This is a genomic window from bacterium (assembly GCA_021372775.1).
Classification (GTDB): Bacteria; Acidobacteriota; Polarisedimenticolia; order J045; family J045; genus JAJFTU01.
Map to the genome: position 1 here is coordinate 1 of JAJFTU010000042.1, position 2,756 is coordinate 2,756.

The following is a 2,756-nucleotide window of genomic DNA, read 5'->3' on the forward strand; positions in this document are numbered from 1 at the left end:
CCGGGGCAGGCGGCGCTCGTCGCCGGACGCGCGCCGTCGCGCCGTCGCCCGCGCGTCGCGCTCTGGGCGCTCGGTCTTTCGGCGCTCGCCGCCGCGGCCGCGGCGGGGGTCGCCTCGCTCGTCGCGGGGAGCGCGCCGACCGGCGCGCCGGTGGTCAAGGACGCCGCCGCGACGCGCCGCGCGCTGTTCGTCGCCTGGGACGGGATGAGCGCGGAACTGCTCGCCGGGCTGCGCCGCGTCGATCAGGCGCGCGCGGAAGCGCCGCTCGCCGGCGGGACGCGCGGCGTCTCCGGCGCCGTTGCCGGTGCCGGGGAAGCGCCGCCCGAGCGGACCGGCGACGCCTCCGCGCGGACGGCGCTGCTCGGCGCCGAGCCGTGGGGGCTGACCACTCTCCGTCCTCCCGCGGAAACCGATCCGGTGGCGGTCTGGACGACCGTCGCCACCGGGAGCCGCCCCGCCGAGCACGGCGTCACCGGCTTCGAGATGCCGGGGCTGCGCGGCGCCGCGGCGCCGGCCCCGCGGCCGGGCCTCGCCGCCGGGCCGCTCGACCTGCTGCTGCGCCTCTGGCCGACCGAGCGCCGCGTCGTGCGGGCCGGCGTGCGGCGCGTGCCGTCGTTCTGGGAGGTCGCCGCGGGGGCGGAGAAGACCGCCGTCGTCGGCTGGTGGGGCACGTGGCCGGCCGGCGCGTCGGGAACGCGCGGCGGCTACGTCGTGAGCGACGTCGCGGTCACCGCGCTGCGCCGCGGACGGGGCGTCGAGCAGGCGTTCTATCCGTCGTCGTGGGGCGTCTCGCGCGGCGCGCGTTGGCTCGCGGCCGCGGACGCCGCGGCGGCGACGGACGAGGGGACGACGGCGTTGCCGCCCGGCGGGGCGGCGGTCGCGCGCGAGGCGCTGGCGATCGACCTCTTCGCGCTCGACGCGTTGGCCGACGCCTTCGCCGATCCCGCGGTCGGACTCGGCGCGGTCTATCTGCCGGGGCAGGACATCCTCCGCGCGCGGCTGCGCGAGTTGGGGGCCGATCCGTTCGCCGCGCTGGAGGCGCTCGCCCGCCACGCGCGGATCGTCGATCGGCGGCTGGGCGCGCTCCTCGCCGACGGCGGCGCGGACATGGTCTGGGTCGCCGCCCTGCCGGGACGCGCGGGGGCGGGGGAGCGGGGCTTCGTCGCCCGGCGCGGCGCGGGGCCGGGCGCCGGCGCGTTGAACGCGGTGGACGTCGCGCCGAGCTTCCTCGCCGCGGCGGGGCTGCCGATCGACGACCGGATGTCGGGCGCGGCGGTCGCGGCGGGGCCGAATCCGCCGCGTCGGCTGCGGACCGCGACGGGACCGGCGGCGCCGCCGAGCGCGCCGGAAGGACTGGAGCAGGACGTTCTGGAGCGGCTGAAGAGCCTTGGCTACGTGAAGTAGCCGCGTATACTCCGGCCACCGAGGCGAAACATGCGCGACACCGACACTGCGGCGACGATCTTTAGGCGCCGGCCCGACGTTTCCTTCACCTCCTTCGGCGACGAGCTGCTCGTCGTCGCCCCCGCGCAGTCGTGGCAGATCGTGCTCAACGGCCCGGGCAAGCGGCTGTTCGAGCTGCTCGACGGCGAGCGCGCGGCGGGCGACCTGGCCGACGCGCTGCTCGAGGATTGCGAGGAGCCGCTGCCGCCGCGGGAGGAAGTCGTCGCCGACGTGCTCGAACTGCTCGGCGACCTCGAGAACAAGGGCGCCGTGCAGCGGGTCTGAACGACCCGCGGCGCGACGGAGGTTCGAATGGAGCGGCGCGTGACGATCGGGGATCTCTTCGACCGCGCCGCGGCCGAGGCGCGGCCGGTCGTCGCGCAGCTCGAGCTCACCTACAAGTGCAATCTGCGCTGCTCGTTCTGCTACAACGCGCCGGCGGGGCGCGCCGAGCTGGACGGCGACGCTTGGCTGCGGGCGATCGACAAGCTGAAGGCCGCCGGCGCCTTCCACGTCATCCTCACCGGCGGCGAGCCGTTCCGTCACCGCGACTTCTGGAAGATCGCCGCGGGCGTGCGCGGGCGGGGGCTCGTGCTGCGCGTCTACACCAACGGCGTGGCCCTGGCCGACGAGGCCTGCGCCGACCGCTACGCGGCCCTCGCGCCGTTCGAGACGGAGGTCAGCCTGCACGGCGCCGACGCGGCGACGCACGATCGGCTGACCGGCGTGCGCGGCTCGTTCGACAAGCTGCTCGCGGCGCTCTCGAACCTCTCGGGCCGCGGCCTCCACGTCGTCGTGAAGACGCCGGTCACGAAGGACAACCAAGGGCAGCTGCGGGCGATCGAAGAGGTCGCGGGACGGTTCGGCTGCAAGGTCACGTTCGACCTGAACATCACGCCGACCGACGACGGCGACCTTTCGCCGCTGGCCCTCGCCGCGGAGACCGAGCCGCTGGTCGAGTTCCTCGCCGACCTCGCCGCGCGGCGCGGGGCGGTCCCGGCGCCGCGCGACCCGCGGGCGGCCGGGCCGGCGTGCAACGCGGGGCGGACGATCGTGACGGTCGACCCCTACGGCGACGTCTTTCCGTGCGTGGCCTGGCGGCGCCGGCTCGGGAACATCGAGGAAATCGAGGATTTCGCGTCGTTCTGGCGGACGGCCCCCGCCGCGCCGCTGACCGAGGTCCGGCGGATCGCGGACGAGCTGCCGCGGACGACGCTCGCCGCGTCGGAAGAGGCGTCCTACGCCGCCTTTTGCCCCGGAACGGCGGAAAGGGAGACCGGGAGCCCGTTTTCGCTGGGGGAAATCGGCCGCCG

At 76.3% G+C, this 2,756-nt stretch carries 3 protein-coding genes; all 3 read left to right on the forward strand.

Annotation, left to right across the window (positions count from 1 at the left end):
* Window positions 1-1,404: alkaline phosphatase family protein (locus tag LLG88_01690; GenBank protein ID MCE5245619.1), on the forward strand; the 1,404-nt coding region annotated here is incomplete at its 5' end.
* 30 nt (window positions 1,405-1,434) lie between these two features.
* The gene (locus LLG88_01695; GenBank protein MCE5245620.1) at window positions 1,435-1,728 is read left to right on the forward strand and encodes a PqqD family protein; all 294 of its coding nucleotides are present in this window, start codon (window positions 1,435-1,437) and stop codon (window positions 1,726-1,728) included.
* A gap of 27 nt (window positions 1,729-1,755) precedes the next feature.
* Window positions 1,756-2,756, forward strand: a 1,001-nt coding sequence (locus tag LLG88_01700; GenBank protein MCE5245621.1) for a radical SAM protein, incomplete at its 3' end; no start/stop codon positions are given.

Excerpts from the sequence above, each read along its gene's own strand:
- LLG88_01695 (MCE5245620.1), top strand. The coding sequence starts at position 1,435 with ATGCGCGACACCGACACTGCGGCGACGATCTTTAGGCGCCGGCCCGAC.